General features: G+C 44.7%; 18 protein-coding genes. 11 read left to right on the forward strand and 7 right to left on the reverse strand.

The annotated features are described in order from the left end of the window. Positions 1–305: 305 nt before the first annotated feature. Positions 306–3,098, reverse strand: a complete 2,793-nt coding sequence (gene polA, locus BIZ39_RS16465) for a DNA polymerase I (protein WP_187447507.1) — start codon at positions 3,096–3,098, stop codon at positions 306–308. A gap of 421 nt (positions 3,099–3,519) precedes the next feature. Between polA and elbB the strand changes: the two genes are divergently transcribed. Further along, entirely contained in the window at positions 3,520–4,173 is a 654-nt protein-coding gene (elbB, locus tag BIZ39_RS16470) for an isoprenoid biosynthesis glyoxalase ElbB (RefSeq protein ID WP_187447508.1), read from the forward strand. Between the two features lie 265 nt (positions 4,174–4,438). After that, positions 4,439–5,890: a TrkH family potassium uptake protein gene (locus BIZ39_RS16475; RefSeq protein ID WP_187447509.1), complete on the forward strand. Its 1,452-nt coding sequence runs from the start codon at positions 4,439–4,441 to the stop codon at positions 5,888–5,890. A 112-nt stretch (positions 5,891–6,002) separates the two neighbouring features. Here BIZ39_RS16475 and trkA read toward each other — a convergent pair whose 3' ends face one another. The 4 genes from trkA to def all read right to left on the reverse strand — a co-directional run bounded on the left by trkA (position 6,003) and on the right by def (position 10,237). After that, positions 6,003–7,382 carry a Trk system potassium transporter TrkA gene (gene trkA / locus BIZ39_RS16480; protein WP_014947726.1) on the reverse strand — a complete coding sequence of 460 codons (1,380 nt, stop codon included), beginning with the start codon at positions 7,380–7,382 and terminating at the stop codon, positions 6,003–6,005. Positions 7,383–7,446: 64 nt separating this feature from the next. Further along, positions 7,447–8,766 carry a 16S rRNA (cytosine(967)-C(5))-methyltransferase RsmB gene (gene rsmB / locus BIZ39_RS16485; protein ID WP_014975252.1) on the reverse strand — a complete coding sequence of 440 codons (1,320 nt, stop codon included), beginning with the start codon at positions 8,764–8,766 and terminating at the stop codon, positions 7,447–7,449. 2 nt (positions 8,767–8,768) lie between these two features. Continuing rightward, positions 8,769–9,719 carry a methionyl-tRNA formyltransferase gene (fmt, locus tag BIZ39_RS16490; RefSeq protein ID WP_187447510.1) on the reverse strand — a complete coding sequence of 317 codons (951 nt, stop codon included), beginning with the start codon at positions 9,717–9,719 and terminating at the stop codon, positions 8,769–8,771. Positions 9,720–9,727: 8 nt separating this feature from the next. Further along, positions 9,728–10,237 carry a peptide deformylase gene (gene def / locus BIZ39_RS16495; RefSeq protein WP_168533949.1) on the reverse strand — a complete coding sequence of 170 codons (510 nt, stop codon included), beginning with the start codon at positions 10,235–10,237 and terminating at the stop codon, positions 9,728–9,730. 216 nt (positions 10,238–10,453) lie between these two features. Here def and BIZ39_RS16500 point away from each other — a divergent pair, with 216 nt between their 5' ends. From BIZ39_RS16500 to BIZ39_RS16530, 7 genes are all read left to right on the forward strand, one after another. Next, positions 10,454–11,527 (forward strand): LysM peptidoglycan-binding domain-containing protein, encoded by a 1,074-nt coding sequence (locus BIZ39_RS16500; protein ID WP_014975254.1) that lies wholly within the window; start codon positions 10,454–10,456, stop codon positions 11,525–11,527. Between the two features lie 39 nt (positions 11,528–11,566). Beyond that, positions 11,567–12,676, forward strand: coding sequence for a DNA-processing protein DprA (gene dprA / locus BIZ39_RS16505; protein WP_168533945.1), 1,110 nt, complete (start codon positions 11,567–11,569; stop codon positions 12,674–12,676). Position 12,677: 1 nt separating this feature from the next. Then, entirely contained in the window at positions 12,678–13,154 is a 477-nt protein-coding gene (locus tag BIZ39_RS16510; protein WP_014947732.1) for a DUF494 family protein, read from the forward strand. A gap of 85 nt (positions 13,155–13,239) precedes the next feature. Further along, the gene (locus BIZ39_RS16515; RefSeq protein ID WP_014975256.1) at positions 13,240–13,782 is read left to right on the forward strand and encodes a type I DNA topoisomerase; all 543 of its coding nucleotides are present in this window, start codon (positions 13,240–13,242) and stop codon (positions 13,780–13,782) included. A gap of 45 nt (positions 13,783–13,827) precedes the next feature. Beyond that, a complete protein-coding gene (locus BIZ39_RS16520) occupies positions 13,828–14,433 on the forward strand; it encodes a Sua5/YciO/YrdC/YwlC family protein (RefSeq protein ID WP_187447511.1) in 606 nt (201 codons plus the stop codon). Continuing rightward, positions 14,430–15,362, forward strand: coding sequence for an oxygen-dependent coproporphyrinogen oxidase (gene hemF / locus BIZ39_RS16525; RefSeq protein WP_049586350.1), 933 nt, complete (start codon positions 14,430–14,432; stop codon positions 15,360–15,362). The genes BIZ39_RS16520 and hemF overlap by 4 nt, the downstream gene beginning before the upstream one ends. A gap of 234 nt (positions 15,363–15,596) precedes the next feature. Beyond that, positions 15,597–16,277 carry an OmpW family outer membrane protein gene (locus tag BIZ39_RS16530; RefSeq protein ID WP_187447512.1) on the forward strand — a complete coding sequence of 227 codons (681 nt, stop codon included), beginning with the start codon at positions 15,597–15,599 and terminating at the stop codon, positions 16,275–16,277. A gap of 124 nt (positions 16,278–16,401) precedes the next feature. Here the strand turns inward: BIZ39_RS16530 and BIZ39_RS16535 are convergent, their stop codons facing one another. Then, entirely contained in the window at positions 16,402–16,833 is a 432-nt protein-coding gene (locus tag BIZ39_RS16535; protein WP_187447513.1) for a group II truncated hemoglobin, read from the reverse strand. On the opposite strand from BIZ39_RS16535, the gene aroE reads away from it, so the two are divergent. Next, positions 16,832–17,671: a shikimate dehydrogenase gene (aroE, locus tag BIZ39_RS16540; RefSeq protein ID WP_039228930.1), complete on the forward strand. Its 840-nt coding sequence runs from the start codon at positions 16,832–16,834 to the stop codon at positions 17,669–17,671. The two genes, BIZ39_RS16535 and aroE, sit on opposite strands and share 2 nt — an antisense overlap. Here aroE and BIZ39_RS16545 read toward each other — a convergent pair. Continuing rightward, entirely contained in the window at positions 17,668–18,210 is a 543-nt protein-coding gene (locus tag BIZ39_RS16545; RefSeq protein ID WP_014947739.1) for a gamma carbonic anhydrase family protein, read from the reverse strand. The two genes, aroE and BIZ39_RS16545, sit on opposite strands and share 4 nt — an antisense overlap. 343 nt (positions 18,211–18,553) lie before the next feature. Between BIZ39_RS16545 and BIZ39_RS16550 the strand changes: the two genes are divergently transcribed. After that, positions 18,554–19,465: a UDP-N-acetylglucosamine 2-epimerase gene (locus tag BIZ39_RS16550; RefSeq protein WP_168533956.1), complete on the forward strand. Its 912-nt coding sequence runs from the start codon at positions 18,554–18,556 to the stop codon at positions 19,463–19,465. The last annotated feature ends 327 nt before the right edge of the window (positions 19,466–19,792 follow it).

Consider the following 19,792-nt stretch of genomic DNA (forward strand, 5'->3'; position numbering starts at 1 on the left):
TTTGCTTTGCTAATTGTTTAAAGTCGTCGGCTGTATGCATATCAAAATCACTCGAATATGAATACCACTATTAGATCAAACTTTTAAGACAATTGGTATTATTTATTTTCCGCAGATATAAAAAAACCCCGACAAAACTGTCGGGGTTAAAGCAAAGGTTTGAAAACAGCTTTCTCACCTCTGTACCCTACATGTGTAATATTACAACAAAGCACAGAAAAGGCAAGGGTGTTATGTAATTAAATTACCAAATTTAATGAATATAACGCGCCTTTTAATGTAAAAACTGTAATCTAATTACCAAACTAGTGCGCTTCATCCCAGTTTTCGCCCACACCAGCCTCAACAACCAGCGGAACATTTAGCGTAGCTGCGCTTTCCATAAGAGCAGTAATAGTAGAGACATAGGTTTCCACTTTGTCTTCTTTTATTTCAAAAACCAATTCATCGTGCACCTGCATCATCATTGTCACATCATCAGATGCATTTTTCCTAATCCAGTCATCAACTTTGATCATTGCCATCTTAATGATGTCCGCAGCCGTGCCTTGCATAGGCGCGTTTATCGCTGCGCGCTCTGCGCCTTTTCTACGTGCACCATTACTGGCTTTAATATCAGGCAAATAAAGTCTGCGACCAAATACGGTTTCTACATAACCTTTTTCTTTCGCGCTCTCACGTGTTGAATCCATGTATTCAAGCACGCCTGGGTAGCGCTCGAAGTAAAGATCCATATATTTTTGTGCTTCATTACGTGGAATATTAAGTTGCTTCGACAACCCAAAGGCACTCATACCGTAAATTAAGCCAAAGTTAATCGCTTTTGCACTGCGACGCTGTTCAGTGGTTACTTCATCAAGTGGCACACCAAAAACTTCCGCTGCGGTTGCTTTATGAATATCTTTACCATGCGCAAAGGCATCTAACAGACCTTTATCGCCAGAAAGGTGCGCCATAATGCGCAGCTCAATTTGTGAGTAGTCGGCTGCGACGAACTTATTTCCTTCTCTTGGTACAAATGCCTGACGTACGCGGCGACCTTCCTCATTTCGGATAGGGATGTTCTGTAAGTTAGGATCGGTGGAAGAGAGTCGTCCCGTGGCGGTTACTGCTTGGTGATAAGAAGTATGCACTCGACCCGTACGATGATTGATCATCTTAGGAAGTTTATCCGTGTAGGTATTCTTTAGCTTGGTTAGGCCACGGTATTCCATGATCTTCTTCGGCAACGGGTACTCAAGCGCAAGTTCTTGCAGTACGTCCTCAGAAGTAGACGGCGCCCCTTTAGGCGTTTTCTTTATGATCGGTAGCGACATTTTTTCGAACAATACATGTTGAAGCTGCTTAGTCGAACCTAAGTTGAATGGCTCGCCAGCTTCCTCATGTACTTCACTTTCAAGCTCGGCAATCCGTGTGGCAAGATCCTGGCTTTGCTGACGCAGCCTTTGGCTGTCTATCAATACACCTTCCTGTTCCATACGAGAAAGTACACAGGCTAGGGGAACCTCAACATCTATCAATAGATTTTTAAGCTCAGGAATTTCTTTTAACTTAGTCCAAATAGCGTTGTGTAAGCGAAGCGTGATATCAGCATCTTCTGCGGCATAAGGCCCAGCTTCTTCAAGGCTAATTTGATTAAACGTTAGCTGTTTTGCGCCTTTACCCGCAATCTCTTCAAAGTGAATAGTTTTATGACCAAGGTAGGCTAGGGCAAGCGAGTCCATATCATGGCGCTGCGCAGTACTGTTTAGTACATAACTTTCAAGCATGGTGTCAAAGCCGATGCCGTTTAAGGTAATGTCATAGTTCGCTAACACATTTTTGTCGTATTTTATGTGTTGGCCTACTTTGATCACGGTGTCCGATTCTAAAATAGGCTTTAATGCGTGTAATACAAATTCTCGTGATAGCTGGGCGGGTGCATCTGGGTAATCGTGAGCAACAGGCACATAAGCGGCTTCACCTTCCTCTATACAAAATGAAACACCAACTAACTCCGCATCCATGTAGTTAAGGCTGGTTGTCTCGGTATCAAAAGCGATGAGTTCGGCTTTTTCTAGCTTCGCTAACCAAGCGTTAAAACGCGCCTCATCAAGCACGGTCTCATACTTCGACTTATCTATCTCTACCGATTCACTTTGTTCGCTCTCTTCTGCGCTATCGCTCTTTTCCTCGTTGGCGTTTGCGTTGGCACTAGAGGTATCTCCGCCGGCTACAAGCGCGCTTACTTCCGCGTGCCAGCGTTTGAACTCGTATTCGGCAAACAGATCGCGAAGTTGTTCGTTATCGGCCTGACACGGCATCAACGTCTCAACGTCGTAGTCAAGGTCAAGATCGATGCTGATAGTAGCTAGGGTATAAGAAAGCCGAGCTTGCTCTTCGTATTCCTGCATTTTAGCCGCCATCGACTTACTGCCTCTAAACGACAGATCTGCAATTTTATCCAGGTTCTTATATATGTCGTCGATACCGCCAATACCGTTTAACAAGGCTTGAGCACTTTTATCACCTACACCAGGTACACCTGGGATGTTATCGACTTTATCGCCCTTAAGCGCAAGGAAGTCGATCACAAGCTCCGGTGGAATACCAAACTTCGTATTTACACCTTCGACATCCATCAGTTGGTTTGTCATGGTGTTGATTAAGGTGACATGTTCATTTACTAGTTGCGCCATGTCTTTATCGCCGGTGCTGATAAGGGTATCAATACCTTTTTCTGTGGCGTGTTTGGCTAACGTGCCAATCACGTCATCAGCTTCTACACCCGATTCAACAATAACAGGTAATCCCATTGCCTTAATGATGGCGTGCAACGGTTCGATTTGGCTTCTTAGCTCATCCGGCATCGGAGGACGGTTCGCTTTGTACTCTTTATAGATGTCATCGCGAAAGGTCTTGCCTTTAGCATCAAAAATCACCGCCATATGCGTCGGGTTGTATTGTTTGATCAAGCTTTTTAGCATGTTCACAACACCATAAATAGCACCGGTGTCTTGGCCTTTTGAGTTGGTTAAAGGTGGTAAACCGTGAAAGGCACGAAAAAGATATGACGATCCATCGACAAGAATAAATGGAGGCTTTTTAGAATCAGGCATAGATGGCGATTTTCCAATAGAGAATATGAGCGCAAGGATGCCACAGGCTAGGGCAGATCGCCATATCATGAAGGAACATTAAGGTCGATAGCGGATCGCATTTCGCCTGTGGATAACTTTGTGATCTAAAATTTTGGGCACAGTGATCCGGATGATCTTTGTCAAGTTAAAGATCACCTTTCAAATCAAGAAAAATAAGGGAATGAGACTTAGGTGTGAAAACAGCGTACCTGCTACTTACCATTCCATTTTATGTGGATAACTTGGTGTACGTTTATTTTTGGTTTAACCAAGTTGGTCAAGTAATGTAGCATAACCATTAACAATGTATACACGTATTATTAAGAACTTTTTTTGAACAGTTGTGTATTTAATAGCCAAATATTGAATAAGTAGATGGCATAGCGTCTAGGAGGACAATATGAAACAAGTAGCCGTTATTTTAAGTGGTAGTGGTGTGTTTGACGGGGCTGAGTTACACGAAGCGGTATTGACACTTTTAGCCATTGAGCAAGAAGGCGCGTCTTACCAATGTTTTGCTCCAGATGTAAACCAACTGCACGTGGTGAATCATTTTACCGGCGAAGTATCAGAAGGCGAAACCCGAAATGTGTTAGTAGAATCGGCCCGTATTGCCCGGGGTGATATAAAACCCGTGACTGAGTGCGACGTAACTGCTTTTGACACACTTATTTTACCTGGTGGCTTTGGCGCTGCGAAGAACCTGTGCACGTTTGCTGTAGACGGTGAAAAGTGTACATTTGATGAAGAGGTGCTGACAGTGTGCAAAGCCTTTGCACAAGCTAAAAAGCCCGCAGCGTATGCGTGTATTGCACCTGCGCTAGCAGCAAAAGTGTATGGCAACAAAACTAAACTGACCATTGGCAATGACGAAGCAACGGCTGGTGGGTTGAATGCCTTAGGAGCAACGCATGTAGAGTGCCCAGTTGATGAGGTGGTAGTTGATAATGACGCAAAGCTTGTTACTACACCTGCGTATATGCTGGCGCAAAGCATTAGTGAAGCCAATGCGAGTATTACTAAAATGGTTAAAACCGTGCTTGCTATGAAATAGGAAACTAAAAAAATAAAAGTGGTTGGTTTTTTCCTAGTGAAAAGATCAGGTGTCTTTATGTGTAATTAGCCTAATGTAGTGGGGAGACAAAGGTTTCCCCTTGTTCATTATAGTCCTATAATCAAAACCCTATGCGTAACGTATAGGATTTCATTACCTTGTTTCACGTAGATAGATTCGCTTTTTGAAACCATATCAAAAAGCACATTGTAACTGGGGCTCAGTAGTCCTTATGCGCACTATAAAAATAAAGGCATAACAAACAATGCACTACCGTGCCATCATACGAATACTTGGGTTATTAATTGCGCTTTTTAGCGTAACCATGATCCCACCCGCTATCGTGTCGTTGATTTATCAAGATGGCAGTGGCCTGCCTTTTATCCTCGCATTTATATTTTGTGTCATCGGCGGTATGGCATTGTGGTATCCCAACCGTCAGCAGAAAAATGACTTAAGAGCACGAGAAGGGTTTCTGATTGTTGCGCTGTTTTGGTCAGTACTAGCAAGCGTGGGGGCAATTCCACTTATCTTGCTAGAGCAACCAAGCATGACGGTAACCGATGCTTTCTTTGAGTCATTTTCTGGCCTGACTACCACTGGAGCTACGGTTATTGAGGGGATAGATTTTCTTCCTCATTCAGTACAGTTTTACCGTCAACAACTTCAGTGGTTAGGTGGCATGGGTATCATCGTACTCGCAGTTGCCATTTTACCTATCCTTGGAGTAGGGGGAATGCAGCTTTATCGGGCAGAAACTCCTGGCCCAGTTAAAGATAATAAAATGACTCCGCGTATTGCCGATACGGCAAAGCATTTGTGGTACATCTACCTATCCATAACCATTGCATGTGCCGGTGCATACTGGCTTGCGGGAATGAATGTTTTTGATGCGATTTGCCATTCTTTCTCAACGGTTGCTATTGGTGGCTTTTCGAACCACGACGCCAGCTTAGGCTATTTTAATAGTCCTATGGTAAACGTGGTGTGTACCGTGTTTTTGCTTATTGCTGCGTTAAACTTCTCATTACACTATGCGGCGGTGAGCTCTCGTTCGGTTAAAGGCTATTTTAACGATCCAGAGTTTAAGGCGTTTTTTATCATTCAAGCCTCACTCATCGGGATTTGTTTCCTAGTACTTACGCTATCAGGCTACTATAGCTCGGCAGAGCAGGCTTTAGACCAAGCTATGATCCAAGCGGTATCTATTAGTACCACTGCCGGGTTTGCAACCACTGATTTTTCAGTCTGGCCGGCATTCCTCCCTATTATGCTTATTTTTTCAAGCTTTATCGGCGGGTGCGCAAGTTCCACGGGTGGGGGCTTAAAAGTAGTACGCGTCTGCTTACTGTTTCTACAAGGCAAGCGTGAGGTTGATAGGCTAATTCACCCGAAAGCGGTATACAGCGTTAAGTTTGGCGACCGTGCCATGCCTGACAGAGTAGTAGAGGCCGTATGGGGGTTCTTTTCAGCTTATGCAGTGGTGTTTGTTGTCATCATGATAGGCTTGATTGCCACGGGTTTAGATAACCTAAGCGCCTTTACCGCTACTGCGGCCATGCTGAATAACTTAGGTCCGGGATTGGGGAGCGTTGCAGCTAACTATGCTGATGTTACTGACGCAGGCAAGTGGATACTGGTGATTGCCATGGTATTTGGGCGACTAGAGGTCTTCTCATTGCTGGTCTTGTTCTCACCAACGTTCTGGCGCAGTTAACAAATAAACCGGTAGTTTTAATACGAGCTAAAAAAAGGGCGATAAATATCGCCCTTTATTTTTATGTCTTCAACTTTTAATCTTGCGGCACCTATGACGCTTTGCAAAAGCGCTAGCCAAAGAAAAATGCGCTGGGTTGGAACAGCTTTTCCACGTCGTTGATGTACTTCTTATCAACCAAGAACAAAATTACATGGTCGTTTGCTTCAATCTTGGTATCGCTGTGAGCAATAATCACCTGATCGTCTCGAACAATAGCCCCAATCGTGGTACCTGGCGGTAGTTTAATATCGCCTATTTGTTTGCCAACCACCTTAGAGGTATTTTCATCACCGTGCGCTATCGCTTCAATAGCCTCGGCAGCACCTCGTCGTAATGAGTACACGTTTACAATGTCACCGCGACGTACGTGAGTCAGTAGCGCCGAAATAGTGGCTTGTTGAGGTGAAAACGCGATATCTATCTCACCGCCTTGCACCAAGTCCACATAAGCACTTCGCTGGATAAGCACCATGGCTTTTTGTGCACCCATACGCTTTGCCAGCATGGCTGACATGATATTCGCTTCATCGTCGTTGGTAACGGCTATGAAAGCGTCAACTTGCTCGATGTTTTCTTCACTTAGCAATTCAGGATCAGACGCGTCACCGCTAAATACAATGGTTTTATCTAAGTTCGCAGATAAATATTTGGCCCTTTCTGGGCTGTATTCAATAAGCTTAACGTTATGATTGTGCTCTAATTTTTTCGCTAGGCCTGCACCAATCAAGCCACCACCGGCTATCATAATTCGTTTGTAGCTTGATTCGAGCTTTTGAAGCTCACTCATTACTGCGCGAATGTGCTTGGTAGCGGCAATAAAGAACACTTCATCATCGGCCTCAATAACCGTGGTACCTAACGGGCGAATAGGGCGGCCGCGTCGGTAAATGGCAGCAACCCGAGTTTCAACGTTAGGCATGTGGTCTTTAAGCGCAGATAACGCGTGGCCTACCAATAAGCCACCGTAATAGGCTTTAACCGCAACAAGGCTGGCCTTGCCTTCAGCAAACTCAACCACCTGAAGTGCACCCGGGTAGTCAATAAGACGTTTGATGGCCTTAGTTACCAACTGCTCAGGAGCGATAATGTGGTCAACGGGAATGTCTTGCTGCTTATATAGCTGCTCTTGGTAAATTATGTACTGTTCAGAGCGCACGCGAGCGATTTTAGTGGGTGTTTTAAATAGGCTGTAGGCCACCTGACAGGCCAACATATTGCTTTCATCACTATTGGTTACGGCAATCAGCATATCTGCATCTTCTGCACCGGCCTTACGCAACACATCAGGGTGTGATCCCACGCCTGTTACTACTTGTAAATCAAGACGGTCTTGAAGTGCGCGCAATATAGTGGGGTCAGAGTCAATAACCGTTATTTCGTTATTCTCACCCACTAAGTTTTCAGCAAGTGTTCCGCCTACTTGGCCGGCCCCTAAAATGATGATCTTCATCGTTATTATTTTGCCTTCATATTCGTGCAAGTCTTAACTGTGTGACGTTGCACAACTATTGAACTCAGTCTGCTGACTTTACCAGCCTCGCATAATAGAAACCATCCATTTGTTGCTCCCCTGGCGTTATCTGGCGCCCGGGTTTATCAACGGTTTCTGTTTTCACTATGGGCGATAACGAGGCATCTGGAGTGTCGGCGAGAAACTGCTGTATTTGCGCCATGTTCTCTTTTGGCAAAATAGAACATGTTGCATAAAGCAGCGTGCCGCCTGGCTTTAATAGACCCCACAATGTTTCTAATATGCGCCGTTGAAGCTGTGCTAAGTTGTCGATGTCATTGGCTTTTCGAAGCCAGCGAATATCTGGATGACGTCTAATCACGCCGGTAGCAGAGCAGGGGGCATCCAGTAATATTCTGTCGAAGGGCTTTCCGTCCCACCAGGTATCAGGATTAGCTGCATCACCTTGCTTGATATCGACAGTGTGCTTAAGGCGAGTCATGTTTTCTTCTACCCGTTTTAGGCGTGTAGCATCAGCATCAAGCGCTAATACGTACTGTGTATCAGGTGCAGACTCAACAATGTGCCCTGTTTTTCCGCCTGGTGCGGCGCAACAGTCTAGAATGCGTTCGTTCGCTTGAGGCTTTAGGTAATGTGCGGCTAATTGCGCTGCCCCATCTTGTACCGCAAAGTGACCTTTTTCAAAACCAGGCAGGGCAGTAATATCTTCTCGCTTAGTCAGAATTACCGCATCAGCGTGGTTTGCGCTAAGGGTATATTCAACCCCTGCTTTATCTAACGCCTGAGTAAATGCTGCCAAGGATGTTTGCAACTTATTTACGCGAAGCCAAATGGGGGCCATGGCATTCGTTTCAGTACGTACCTGCTCGGCGTCGTCACCATAGGCGTTCTCTATTGCCTTAAACAACCACTTTGGCAAGCCGCTGTTTATGATTGCGTCGTCTACAGGTTTGTCTGCAAGGTTCTCTCGCTGAAAATTACGCAGTACCGCATTAACTAACCCTTTTAACCCTGCGGCATTTAAATAAGATGCTGCGGCGACGGTTTCGCCAACGGCGGCGTGGTTGCTAACGCGGGAAAAATTAAGCTGGTACAAACCAAGAAGAATAAGGTGTTCTATGACTTTCTTGTTGCCTTTTAGAGGCCTATCCAACAAAGAGCGCAGCCAGTGCTGTAAAAGGGGAAGGCGACGCATTACCCCTAGTGACATCTCTTGAATCCATGCGTTATCTTTGGCGTTGTGTCTGCGCTGAACGCGCTCTAAGCACTCACGAGATGACTTGCCTTGTTCTAAAATTTGGTAGATGACCCACGCGCAATCTGCGCGCAGGTTCTTTTGTTTGGGAAGGGGTAATGGTTTCACGTTTAGTCCGCTTGTGTCAGACAACGGCCCACTTCAAACCACGTTTGGCGAGCATTGATAACGTCTGACGCTGGAAGCGCCTTTTTACCTGGAATTTGAAGTGATGTTATGCAAAGCGCATCGCGCCCTGTAGCGATAGTAATGCCTTCTTTATTGGCACCGATTACCGTACCTGGCGTTACATTTTTATTTAGAGGAACAACGCCGGCAGACCATACTTTAACGTTCTGATCTTCGACCTGCATCCACGTTACAGGCCAAGGGTTGAAGGCGCGGATATTTCGCTCTATTTGCTCAGCATCGTCTGCCCAATTAATCAGGGCTTCTTCTTTTGATAGCTTTTTCGCGTAGGTCGCTTGAGAGTCGTCTTGTTTGGTGGGCGTGTAACGATCAAATTCATTAACGACCTCAACCAACGCTTGTGGTCCTAGCTCTGCAAGCTTTTCATATAAGGTGGCGCTGGTATCTTCAGAGGTAATAGGTAATGTTGCTATGTGAAGCATGTCACCCGTGTCTAAACCTTCGTCCATTTGCATTATGGTTACGCCAGTCTCAGCGTCACCTGCCCAGATTGAACGCTGTATTGGTGCCGCGCCTCGCCACTTGGGCAGAATAGAGCCGTGCACGTTAATGCACCCTAGCTTAGGTGCATTTAACACCGCGGTAGGCAGTATCAGTCCGTAAGCAACAACTACCATTAAATCGGCATTGAGCGAGGCTAATTCTTCCTGAGCGTCTTGAGCTTTAAGCGACTGAGGCTGGTAAACTGGAATGGCGTTTTCTTCTGCTAATACTTTAACCGGACTGGCGGTAAGCTTTTTACCTCGCCCTGCGGGTCTATCAGGCTGAGTGTAAACAGCAATGACTTCGTGCTCGCTCTCGAGTAACGCTGATAGATGTTTAGCTGCAAAATCCGGAGTACCGGCAAAAATCACTTTCAATGGAGTTGTCACGTTATTCCTTAGGCTTTTGCAGCAAGACGCGCTTCTTTCTCAAGCTTTTTACGAATACGTTGGCGCTTAAGCGGTGAAAGGTAATCAATAAACAATTTGCCTTTTAGATGATCCAGCTCGTGCTGAATACAAATCGCTAACAAACCTTCTGCATCCAACTCAAAGCTTTCGCCATTTTGATCTAGCGCTTTTACGGTAATTGATTCGGCGCGCTCAACTTTCGCGTAATTACCCGGCACTGATAAACAGCCTTCTTCGCTAATCGTGGAGCCATCTTTACGAATGATTTCAGGGTTAATAAATACGCGTGGCTCGTTTTGATCTTCCGATACGTCCATTACAACAACTTGAACGTGGCGGTTAACTTGCGTTGCAGCAAGGCCAATACCGTTCTCGTCTTTCATGGTTTTGAACATGTCCGATACCAATTGTTTAATTTCGTCGTTAACCTCTTCAACCGGCTTAGCTACCGTGCGAAGACGTTCATCAGGAAAACTTAATACGTCTAAAATTGCCATTTCTCGCTTACTTCACCTTTTCGCTGTATAAATTCATATACGATCTAATTGCCAGCACACTTTACAGTGCTTATTAAGTTACTATTCTAACGTATATCGGGCTGTTTCGTGCAGTTTTTTACCGAAACCCTATTAGAATACCTAGTTATGCCGATATAGTGCTATTGTCTGAAAAATCAACAATAAGTGACAGTGAATAATTTGCAGGTGGTTAATTTGAAAAAGCGATTGATTTACGCGCGTCGTGCAGCATTGTTTATCTTAGGTGCACTGCTTTCTTTGCCTACCTTTGCGCTGCAGCTAAAAGAGAGCGCGCCAGAAACCTACACAGTAAAGCGTGGAGACACGCTATGGGCAATCGCTAACGTCTTTCTCAACGAGCCTTGGCTCTGGCCTGAATTATGGCGAACCAACACCCAAATCGACAATCCACACCTTATTTACCCGGGCGATGTTATCGTCGTTGGGTATGTTGATGGGCAGCCTGTATTAAGTGTAAAGCGCGACAAACCTTCCTATAAGCTTTCCCCGGCTACCGATAAGCGAGTAAAACCGAAGCCTGTTGATGTGTTGTCGTGGACAACTATCTCGCCATTTATAAGACAACATATGCTGCTAGACGAGGAAAGCTATGCTTCGCTACCTAAATTGCTGGGTAATCAGGATGGAAACGTAAGGTTTGCGTCTGATGATTTTGTGTTAAGCCAGCAACAATTCAGTACCGACGATCAGTACAGAGTAGTAAGAAAGCACGCTACGATTAGAAATCTTGATGGGGAAATCCTTGGTATTCAAGTTACCCATGTTTCAACAGCTTCACTAGTGGAAAAAGATGAAGGTAGCAACACGATGTTGCTTTTCATCGACGATGCGAACCAAGAAGCTAAGCGCGGTGATAAGTTAATGGCGGGTGGATTTGAACATCCTGAAGGCTTTGAACTTGTTCCGGCTACTTCGCAGCGAGGCGCAATAGTTGGAGATTTGCATGATCACGATTTACTTGGCAAATACGACGTTGTCATTCTTGATTTAGGCAGTATGGAAGTAGCGCCAGGTACGGTCCTGGGGCTTTACTCACAAGGTCCAGCCATTATTGACGAAGAAAGTCCACGCTATGTAGATGAACCCGGCGCTAACACTGGTGGTGAGTGGTTTATCGATACGGTATCGCAACCCGCGCTTAAAGTAGGTGAAGTTGTTGTGTTTAAAACATTTGATGCGGCAAGTTACGGATTAATTACGCGAGCGAATAAGGGGATAAAGCGCGGCTTCATTGTCGCCAAGCCTTAAACGTTGCATGGTTCATTGTCGCTCGCATTAGGAGCGATAATGGCACCACAATCTTCTCAGTTAGACAGCGAAGCATTAGCATGGATAGCACTGGCTTCCGCTCAGCGTGTTTCACCTAAACTATGGCTACAGGCTCTCAAAAAATATCAACTTTCTACTGTCGATTTAGGCAGCAACACGTCTTCGCTGCCTAACGAGGTTAAACAACTCACCAACAACATTTCACCGCCTCTTATTGATGCAGCAATAAACTGGCTGCAAGCGAGCGACAATAGACACATCGTGCCGTTGTCATCGCCTCACTATCCAGAATCACTTAAGCAATTGGATAGTCCACCCCTTGTGCTATTTGCTACAGGAAATAAAGCACATTTGCAAAAACCACAGATTGCTATAGTGGGAAGCAGAAGGGCCAGCCTTCAGGGTAAACGTACCGCAAACGACATTGCTTATGGATTATCTAGTAGTGGAGTTGTAGTGACGAGCGGCCTTGCCATGGGCATTGATAGCGCCGCACACCAAGGCGCCTTGTCTGGTAGCACCGGAACCATTGCGGTAATGGGTACGGGACCTGAAAAGGTATATCCGGCTAAAAATAGTAAGCTCTATGAAGCTATCAACAATGACGGAGGTGTCACCGTTACAGAGTTTTTTCCGGGGCAGGGACCTAAGCCTTGGCATTTTCCAAGGCGAAATCGAATTATCGCAGCGTTATCCCTTGGAACCTTAGTGGTAGAGGCAAAAATTAAGAGTGGCACCTTGATAACTGCGAATTTGGCCGCAGATATGGGGCGAGAAGTATTCGCTGTGCCAGGCAATATCGCTAACGCTTACGCTGAAGGTTGCCACTGGTTAATCCAACAGGGCGCCAAATTAGTAACAAATATAAGCGATATTCTAGATGAAGTTGGCGTTCAACCTGAACAACTAGGCTTGAATGTTGACGAGCAAAACGAAAAAAGTACAGCGAATAGCTTGGCAACCGATAAATTATTAGCTAGTGTGGATTATGACATCACCGCTATTGATGTCATAGCCCAGCGCAATGCCTTATCTGTATCGCAAGCAATGGCATCATTATTAGAATATGAGTTGCGTGGTTTAGTGGCCGCTGTCCCTGGTGGTTACGTTAAATTGAGGGGAAAATAATATGTTCGATATCCTCATGTATCTGTTTGAAAACTTCATTCACAGTGAAACGGAAATTCGTGTTGACCAAGACGAGTTAACGGAAGAGCTTGTGCGCGCAGGATTTCATCACGATGAGATTTATAAAGCCCTCGCATGGTTAGAAAAGTTAGCGGCACTGCAAGAGACGGACATCAAACCGTACTTTTGCAAAGGTATTAGCACTAGCTTAAGCCGTATTTACACGCATGAAGAACAAATGCGTTTAGATGTGGAATGTCGCGGTTTTCTTATGTTCTTAGAACAGGTTAATGTGTTGGATGCCTCCACACGCGAAATGGTTATAGATCGCGTTATGGAAATTGATTCCAATGAATTTTGCTTGGAAGACCTGAAGTGGGTTGTGCTAATGGTACTATTCAACGTACCTGGCAAAGAGAAAGCCTACGCACAAATGGAAGATCTTTTGTTCGAAGAGCCAGATGGTGTTCTGCATTAATGCAGTTGTAGTCACTGGTATTTGAATCTTTACTTAAAAATGCGCTGTGAAATTACAGCGCGTTTAAGGCCGTAACGTCCAATACATGTCTAAAATAGACCATTCACTCTTTTCAGCGCACGAGCATGCTCTCGATGATAATTTCGGAGATTGCCCCGAGTGCGGTAAACCTCTTCATATAAAGAACAGTAAATCCGGCCCTTTTATCGGGTGTACGGGCTATCCGGAATGTAGCTTTAGTAAGCCACTTCACGATAAACAAACCACCATACTGAAAACCTTAGACGGTGTAGCCTGCCCTGAATGCGCATCCGACTTAGCCATTAAGAAAGGGCGGTTTGGCATGTTTATCGGCTGTACCAATTTTCCTTCATGCCATCACATAGAGCCCATTAAAGAAAAAGAAGATACTTTGGTGGATTGTCCAAAGTGTAAGAAAGGGCACCTAATCTCGCGTACTAATAAATACGGCAAACAGTTTTTTGCGTGCAACCATTATCCACAATGTCGATATGTGCTAAATTTCACGCCGGTAAATGAAAGCTGCCCAGACTGCGGATGGGGAGTATTGATAGACAAAAAGGGGCAGTTACAGTGTCCTCAGCCTAGTTGTGGCTTTAAAAAGTAATTATACGAACAACTATACGAAGAACTATACGTAGAGATTAAAACCATGTCTGATATCCAAAATGGGAACGTAAACACGTTTACCCCCGTTGAGGCTAACTCATCTGAAGTAGACCCTGTTGTTGCCGCGTTTCAAGCTGGCAGTTTAATCGTTTATCCAACCGAAGCGGTAATGGGCATCGGATGTGACCCCGACAATGAAGCCGCTGTAAATGCGCTGTTAGAGATAAAACAGCGACCGGTAGAAAAGGGCGTGATCTTGATTGCTGCAAACTACAGTCAGCTACTGCCTTATGTTAACGATAACGCCATTCGCCTTGACAGACGCACCGATATTTTTTCGAGCTGGCCAAGCCCTAATACTTGGCTATTACCTAAGTCGTCATCTGCGCCAGTTTGGTTAACCGGCAAGCACAGTAAAATAGCGGTGCGCGTAACTAGTCACCCTGTAGTAGTGGAATTGTGCAACAAGTTAGGTAAACCGTTAGTTTCTACAAGCGCTAACCTGACCGGCCAACCGCCAGCCACCACCATTGAAGAAGCAAAAGCCGTATTCGCTGATTCCGTTTTCTATGTCGAAGGGGAAGTAGGCGGTGCAACTAAACCCAGTACCATTCGCGATGGTGACACAGCAGAGGTAATAAGAGCATGACATCAGCAGAATTACTGGACGGTAAAAATGCCGCTGAAGTAATAGAACAAGTAAAAAGCTATTTACTAGGGCTGCAAGACACCATTTGCCAAACCCTTGAACTTGCCGATGGTAAGGGCCAGTTTGTTGAAGACAGCTGGCAGCGAGAAGAGGGTGGCGGTGGCCGCTCTCGAGTACTAAAAAATGGTGCGGTGATTGAACAAGGCGGCGTTAACTTTTCTCATGTGTTTGGTAGTCAAATGCCTGCTTCAGCAACGGCTAATCGCCCTGAGCTTGCGGGAAGAAACTTTCAAGCAATGGGTGTATCACTCGTTATTCATCCACATAACCCGTACATCCCAACGTCACATGCTAATGTTCGCTTTTTTATTGCAGAAAAAGAGGGCGAAGCACCTATCTGGTGGTTTGGCGGCGGCTTCGACTTGACGCCATTTTATCCGTTTAAAGATGACGTTTTGCATTGGCATGACACTGCAAAGAAGCTGTGCAAACCATTTGGCAATGATGTCTACCCTAAGTACAAAAAGTGGTGCGACGACTACTTTTACTTAAAGCATCGCAATGAAACTCGCGGAGTGGGCGGTTTGTTCTTCGACGACCTGAATGAATGGGGCTTTGAACAGTCATTTGCATTTATGCAGGCTGTTGGTAATGGCTTCATCGATGCTTACGTTCCTATTGTTGAACGTCGTAAGCAAACCGATTTCGGCGAAAGAGAGCGTGATTTCCAACTTTACCGCCGGGGCCGCTACGTTGAGTTTAACCTTGTATTCGACCGAGGCACTTTATTTGGACTGCAAACCGGCGGGCGTACGGAATCAATTCTAATGTCGATGCCGCCGCTCGCGCGCTGGGAGTATTGTTATACACCTGCACCGGGTAGCGCCGAAGCCAAGCTGACAGACTGGTTAAAACCTACTGATTGGTGATTAATTATTAAATAAGGCTCCGCTTAAATCCTTACGCGGACCGCCGATAGCAGCTTTCATCTTTAATGACTAAAAAACGCCGTATTAACGTTAATGCGGCGTTTTTTTTGATCTACATCAAGGTGGAATATCATCTGTGTTTCAGTGAGTTATCAAACTTGCGCTGGATCAATGTTTCTCTTAACCACAGGCGTAAAGTATCGCCATCTTAGTTAAACACAAAAGAGACACATCATGCGCAAACACTTTTTTTCTGCATCTGCACTTTGCTTTACTCTTGCTGCACTCTCACCTTTAGCTAGCGCTCACCAGCAGGGCGACTGGATTGTTCGTGGCGGTCTTACTACCGTTGCTCCTGACGGATCTACCTCTAACATCGTCGCGGGTGGAACTGATCTTGGCGTTGCCCTTAATATCGATAACGATACTCAGCTAGGTCTAAACGTAGCGTACTTTATTACTGATAACATTAATATTGAGCTGCTTGCCGCAACGCCGTTTAAGCACGACGTGAATTTTTCTGTTGCTGACCCGTTAGGGACGGGTAACCAGCTTGGAGAAGTCACGCACCTTCCACCTACGCTTACCGCAAACTACTATTTTAATGATGCCAGCTCTGCGTTTCAGCCGTACATTGGTGCTGGTATCAACTATACCTTTATCTTTGATGAAGAGTTTACAGGTGCAAATGAAACAGCTGGCTTAAGCGACCTTTCGCTTGATAATTCATTTGGCTTGTCAGCACAGGTGGGAATGGATTACCAAATTGATACCAAATGGCATGTTAATGCATCGGTTCGATTCATTGATATAGATACCGAAGCAACCTTCAAAGTGGGTGATGCTGCTGGAAAGGTAAGTGATATTGAAATAGATCCTTGGGTGTATACCTTATCGGTGGGTTACACATTCTAATTATTAGTTCCACGCCTTATTAACTATTAGGCTTTCACAATTGCACTACTTTATGCGCCATAAAGAGCGTAGACAGTAACAGGGGAGTTGCGCGTTAAAAGGTTAACCCTTTCAACGCGCTTTTTTATTTCGTATTCACCATGTGATTGGCGAGCTGATCAAGTGCGTCTATTAACTGTTGAGCTAAGGCGATATCTTCAACCGTTTTAAACATGGCTTTTCGCATGCAATACATCCACTGCGCTTTTAACTCTGGTGTTACGGTATAAGGTAGGTGGCGTGCACGCAGACGCGGGTGGCCATACTGCTGCTGGTAATCATCAGGACCACCAAGCCATAAACTTAAATAGAGAAAGAACACGTGGCGAATTCTGTTTAATGGCTGGGGGTGAATAGCTAGCAGTTCATTGGCGAGTGGATCGGTTTCCATTATGTCGTAAAACGTATTTGCTAATTCCCGTACTTTCTCCTCTCCACCTATACGTTCATATGGTGTACTCTGCGAAGCACGATTATCGCTTTTCTTCTTTATATTAAATAAGTCTCGTATTCCCATGAAAAAATTCGCTGTATTCGGAAATCCTATTGCACAGAGTTTATCACCAACTATCCATCAAATGTTTGCTGAACAAGTGGGAGAAAAGATTTCTTATGAAAAGATACTTGCGCCAGTAGACGGTTTTGTAGATGCCGCCAACGCGTTTTTAGCTCAGGAAGGCGCGGTAGGTTGTAACGTCACCATGCCTTTTAAGCTTGATGCATTCAACTTGGCAAAGGTAGACGACCAAGCAGCCAAAGATGCACAAGCTGTTAATACGCTAATGAATGGTGACAGCGGAGAAATATGGGGATACAACACTGATGGTGTAGGGCTGGTAAACGATCTGCTTAACAGCGGTGTGGAAATTAAGGGTAAGCGCGTGTTGCTTATTGGTGCCGGCGGCGCAGCCCGTGGCGTAATTTCCCCGTTATTAAAAGCAGGGGCCGCCTCTTTAACCATCACCAATAGAACCAAAGCGAAAGCTGAGGAAGTGGCAAGTGCCGCTTCAAACGCTAAAGTGCAGGTGGCTGCGCTTGAAGATATCGCAGATGTTGCGCCTCATATTATTATCAATTCAACAGCCGCCAGTTTAAGCAATGAATTGCCGTGCCGTTTAAATGATGGTGTTTTACAAAACTGTGAAGTGGTGTACGACATGGTTTATAAAAACTCACCCACGCGCTTTATGAGAGATGCGGCCGAACTTGGTGTCAAAACGCAAATAGATGGATTAGGGATGCTGGTTGAGCAAGCGGCTGAAGCTTTCTACATATGGACACAAAAGCGCCCCGATACTTCAGATATTGTAAAACGTGTCAGGGCTATCGTTGAGCAAGGTGAGAAGCGAAACTAGTTCGCTTCTTCAAGGTACTCATCTTTCAATACAACATAGTTAACGGCAGATTGTTTCAGGAATGCCATTTCGGCGTCGTTGAGCGGCCTTTTCTTTTGCATGGGGTTTCCCACGTAAAGAAATCCGCTTTCTAATCTTTTGTTCGGCGGTACTAATGTACCTGCACCAATAAACACATCGTCTTCAACAACAACACCATCCATTACAATAGCGCCCATGCCAACGAGAATTCGATTACCCAACTGGCAGCCGTGCAGCATACACTTATGCCCAACGGTAACGTCCTCACCAATAATAAGTGGGAAGCCGTTGGGGTTTTTCTCAGATTTACGGGTAACGTGTAAAACACTGCCATCTTGAATATTAGAACGGGCACCAATACGAATTTTGTTCACGTCGCCACGAGCTGCAACCAGCGGCCAAATACTCGCATCATCTTCTAAAACTACATCACCGACGATTCTTGCCGAGCCATCAACATAGACATTCTTTCCTAATGTAGGAGAAACACCTTTAAAACTATCAATCGATTTATGCATTACACACTCATATAAATTGCGCAGAAAGTGAATTACGCAAACTCTAACAGCAATGCCGATGAGTTAGTACTAGTAGGGTGGTTACAGAGCCTACCTGTAATGCTTTAAGCATCAGATAACTATCCTACGTTGCAACACGCGAAGAGGAGGGTAGTAAATCACAAAGAGAAAAATGATAATGTAGTTTGCTAATAGAATTTATCGAGACGTTGTAATGCCCAAGCGCTATGTATTTTTCACTGCCCTTTCCTATGCGTATCCTATTTATAGACCACTACAAGAGGCCATTAGGGCTAGAGGTGACGAAGTAGCGTGGTTTTTGGAAGGAGAATGTCCCGATCTATTGAAGCCTGATGAAATTCGCCTTCATACTATTAATGATGTTATTGAATACAACCCCTTAGCCATATTTGCGTGTGGAAATATCATCTATCACTTTTTGCCAGGTATAAAGGTATCAGTCTTTCACGGTTACCCGATTGGCAAGCGGGGGGAGAAGACTAGCGCTACAGATGATCACTTCTCTATTCGCGGGTGGTTTGATATGTACTGTACTCAGGGGCCAAGTAGCACAGAGTATTTTAAGCAGCTTGAAGCAAAGCATCAGTTTTTTAAAGTGTATCAAACAGGTTGGGCTAAAGTGGATGACTACTTTTCTTCATATAAGAAGGAAAACGATGTTCCCACTATTCTCTACGCCACCACTTTTTCTAAAGGCATTACCTCTGCTCCTGTACTTGTCGATACAATTAGTAGGTTAGTGAAAGAAAAGAAATGGAATTGGCGTTTAACATTTCATCCTAAACTCAACGATAAAACACTATTAAATAGATATCGTGCGCTGGCAGATGAATATAGTAACGTTACCTTTATTGATAATGTACGTCTCGAAGACTTTCAGCAATCAGATGTCATGTTGTGTGACAGCAGCTCTATAATTTTAGAGTTTATGATGATGAACAAACCTGTTGTCACTTATCGCAATACAAACCCTGGACAACATTTACTTAATGTCACAGAAGTAATCGAAGTAGAAAACGCCATTGAAACTGCATTAACGCGACCAGCATCATTAATGAAAGAGGTTAATGACTTTGCCCATTATCATGAAGCCTATAGAGATGGACGTAATTGCGAACGTATTTTAGATGCAGTCGATGACTTTAATAGTAACTATAAAGGTAAGATAAAAGCTAAGCCGCTTAACCTTTGGCGCAAGTTCAGGTTAAGGAATAAGCTGAAATACTGGAAATAGTTGGTATTTTGAGCGTTCAAAACGAATATGACACTTTTTTTAAAATAAGTGTTGACGTGAGCGCTCATTTCCCTAAAATGCGCATCCGCTTCGGGGGAAAAGCAAAACAGCAAGCCTCTTGGAGTAAGTCTCTACTACCTTTATAGGCCAGTAAAGACGGGAGTTTAGAAGAAGCGCTTCAGAAAATAAATTTTCAAAAAGTGTTGACAGCGAAAACTTCCAGCGTATAATGCGCACCTCACTCGAACAGGGTGAGTCACTAAGAAGCAACGGCTTCGAGTGAATGTTCTTTAAAAATTTAGACAAGACAATCTGTGTGGGCACTCG

Source organism: Alteromonas sp. BZK5 (assembly GCF_014349115.1).
Taxonomy (GTDB): domain Bacteria; phylum Pseudomonadota; class Gammaproteobacteria; order Enterobacterales; family Alteromonadaceae; genus Alteromonas; species Alteromonas macleodii.

What these genes read in the sequence shown, in the direction of transcription:
- BIZ39_RS16515 (WP_014975256.1), top strand. Translation starts at nt 13,240, where the DNA reads ATGTCTAAAATAGACCATTCACTCTTTTCAGCGCACGAGCATGCTCTC.
- BIZ39_RS16530 (WP_187447512.1), top strand. Translation starts at nt 15,597, where the DNA reads ATGCGCAAACACTTTTTTTCTGCATCTGCACTTTGCTTTACTCTTGCT.
- BIZ39_RS16520 (WP_187447511.1), top strand. Translation starts at nt 13,828, where the DNA reads ATGTCTGATATCCAAAATGGGAACGTAAACACGTTTACCCCCGTTGAG.
- BIZ39_RS16475 (WP_187447509.1), top strand. Translation starts at nt 4,439, where the DNA reads ATGCACTACCGTGCCATCATACGAATACTTGGGTTATTAATTGCGCTT.
- BIZ39_RS16510 (WP_014947732.1), top strand. Translation starts at nt 12,678, where the DNA reads ATGTTCGATATCCTCATGTATCTGTTTGAAAACTTCATTCACAGTGAA.
- elbB (WP_187447508.1), top strand. Translation starts at nt 3,520, where the DNA reads ATGAAACAAGTAGCCGTTATTTTAAGTGGTAGTGGTGTGTTTGACGGG.
- def (WP_168533949.1), bottom strand. Translation starts at nt 10,237, where the DNA reads ATGGCAATTTTAGACGTATTAAGTTTTCCTGATGAACGTCTTCGCACG.
- BIZ39_RS16535 (WP_187447513.1), bottom strand. Translation starts at nt 16,833, where the DNA reads ATGGGAATACGAGACTTATTTAATATAAAGAAGAAAAGCGATAATCGT.
- hemF (WP_049586350.1), top strand. Translation starts at nt 14,430, where the DNA reads ATGACATCAGCAGAATTACTGGACGGTAAAAATGCCGCTGAAGTAATA.
- dprA (WP_168533945.1), top strand. Translation starts at nt 11,567, where the DNA reads ATGGCACCACAATCTTCTCAGTTAGACAGCGAAGCATTAGCATGGATA.
- trkA (WP_014947726.1), bottom strand. Translation starts at nt 7,382, where the DNA reads ATGAAGATCATCATTTTAGGGGCCGGCCAAGTAGGCGGAACACTTGCT.
- polA (WP_187447507.1), bottom strand. Translation starts at nt 3,098, where the DNA reads ATGCCTGATTCTAAAAAGCCTCCATTTATTCTTGTCGATGGATCGTCA.
- aroE (WP_039228930.1), top strand. Translation starts at nt 16,832, where the DNA reads ATGAAAAAATTCGCTGTATTCGGAAATCCTATTGCACAGAGTTTATCA.
- BIZ39_RS16545 (WP_014947739.1), bottom strand. Translation starts at nt 18,210, where the DNA reads ATGCATAAATCGATTGATAGTTTTAAAGGTGTTTCTCCTACATTAGGA.